Genomic DNA, 1,943 nt, shown 5'->3' on the forward strand with positions numbered 1-1,943 from the left:
CCCCCGACCGGTCCCTCACAGGATCCGACGCGCTCCGGGAACCGACCGCACGGCGGTGGCCAGCGCCCAGCAGGCCGGGACCGCGAGCGCTCCCATGCCGAGGAACTTCACGAGCGCGCTGGCCTCCCAACCGCTCAGGGCCACACCCAGCCCTACCAGCACCAGCGGGTGCAGGACGTACACGGCGAAGGCGTTGTCGGACAGCCAGCGCGTGAGGCGGTTGCTCCCGCTGGCGAAGCGCCGGAAGCCCACCAGCAGCATGAGCATCGCGCCCGTGGCCAGGACGGACTCGGAGGTGATCTGCGCCAGCGCCTGCCAGGTGCCCGACGCGGGCGTGATCTCGCCCAGCAGGACCGTGACCGCCGCTCCCGCCGCCAGACCCGTCAGGGCCAGGGCCGCGCCCCACCACCCGGCGGCGCCGGGCAGCCGGACCAGCCAGTTGCCCCGGTAGGCCAGCACGCCCAGGACGAACAGGGTGACGTACTGGGGCAGGAAGCCGGGGCTGGGCAGCCCCACGATCGGCCAGTACGGGGCCGGGGCCAGGTAGCGCCAGGCGAAGGTGACCAGTGCCAGGCCCAGGGTGAGGGCCGCGACGGGCACGGCCCAGCGCAGCGGAGCGGTGTCGGCGGGCCGCGCGGGGGGCTCGACCGCCGCGCCCGTCTGCCGGGCGCGGCGCTCGCGCAGGCTCCGCACGGCCACGTAGGCCAGGGTCATGACCAGCAGGACCTCCACGAACCACATGGGCCCGGGGTCGTAGGTCACGATCAGGAACAGCCAGAACGGCAGCTCGCCGCCCTCGGCCGCGAACATCTCGACGGCGGGCCCGTAGTTGGGGATCATCAGGAACGGGCGGACCAGCAGCACGAACAGCAGGAAGGGCGCCCCCAGGCGCACCAGGCGCTCGCGGACCAGCCCGCGCCCGCCCCGGCGGTCGGCCGCTCCGGGCACGAAGTAGCCCGCGAGCAGGAAGAACAGTCCCATGAAGTAGGTCTGGTTGAGGAAGACGAACAGGTCCAGAAGGCCGCCGGAGGGGTCCTGGGCCGGTTCGAGGTAGAACCACACCGGGATGTTGCCGTAGGTGAGCGCGACGTGGTGCAGGACGACCAGCACGGTCAGCGCGACCCGCAGGTTGTCGACGTGGTGCAGGCGCCCGCGCGCGGGCGGCGCGGGGTCCGGGAGGAGGGGTGGGCTGGCGTGCTGCGTCATGGTGTCCTCGTCAGTCGTTCGGGGGTGGGGAGCGGTCGGCGCGGGTGGCGCGCACGAGCAGTTCGCCCAGCTCGCGGGCGTGCGCCATGAGGTCGTGGCCGGGGTGGGCGCTCCAGTAGGCGAACATCGCGTCGATAGCCGTCTGCTGGGTCACCGCCATCACCCGCACGTCGAAGTCGCGGAACTCGCCGCTCTCCTGTCCGGACCGGTACAGGCCCTCCAGGGACTCGTAGAGCACGTCGGACTCCGCCGCCCCGTAGCGCGGGGAGCCGTCCGCCTTGCGCGCGTGGGTGAAGATCTGCGCCAGCGTGGCCATGCGCTCGGGGTGGGACAGCGCGTACTCGGCCACGCCGCGCACGTGGGCCCGCAGCATGTCGGCGGCGTTGGTCTGCTCCAGCATCCCGGGGAGGACGGACTCGGCGATCTCGGTGTAGACGTCGGTCACCACCTGGTCCATGAGCTCGTCCTTTCCGGCGAAGTGGTAGGAGATCACGCCCTTGCTGATCCCGGCCGTGCGCGCGATCCGCGCCAGGGAGGCGTTGGGGTAGCCCACCTCGGCGATGGTCTCGACCGCCGCCGAGGTGATCTGCGCTCTGCGGGCCTCCTCGATGAAGGACCGCTTCTGTCCGCCTGGTTCGTTTTTTGACCGCATGGCCAGAATCTAGCACGCACGGTCAGGAAACTATCGGGGATGTCCCTGACCCGACCCCGGACCGCCACCCACCCCTCCCGGGGCC

2 protein-coding genes are annotated in these 1,943 nt (G+C 72.1%); both read right to left on the reverse strand.

Translation table 11 applies throughout. From position 1 onward, the window contains the following. Positions 1-15: 15 nt before the first annotated feature. The gene (locus DQW06_RS07220) at positions 16-1,206 is read right to left on the reverse strand and encodes an acyltransferase family protein (protein ID WP_013153101.1); all 1,191 of its coding nucleotides are present in this window, start codon (positions 1,204-1,206) and stop codon (positions 16-18) included. 10 nt (positions 1,207-1,216) lie between these two features. Next, positions 1,217-1,858 carry a TetR/AcrR family transcriptional regulator gene (locus DQW06_RS07225; RefSeq protein ID WP_013153100.1) on the reverse strand — a complete coding sequence of 214 codons (642 nt, stop codon included), beginning with the start codon at positions 1,856-1,858 and terminating at the stop codon, positions 1,217-1,219. Between the last annotated feature and the right edge of the window lie 85 nt (positions 1,859-1,943).

Origin of the sequence: Nocardiopsis sp. TNDT3 (assembly GCF_003427465.1) — a bacterium.
Taxonomy (GTDB): Bacteria; Actinomycetota; Actinomycetes; order Streptosporangiales; family Streptosporangiaceae; genus Nocardiopsis; species Nocardiopsis dassonvillei.

What these genes read in the sequence shown, in the direction of transcription:
- DQW06_RS07225 (WP_013153100.1), bottom strand. Translation starts at nt 1,858, where the DNA reads ATGCGGTCAAAAAACGAACCAGGCGGACAGAAGCGGTCCTTCATCGAG.
- DQW06_RS07220 (WP_013153101.1), bottom strand. Translation starts at nt 1,206, where the DNA reads ATGACGCAGCACGCCAGCCCACCCCTCCTCCCGGACCCCGCGCCGCCC.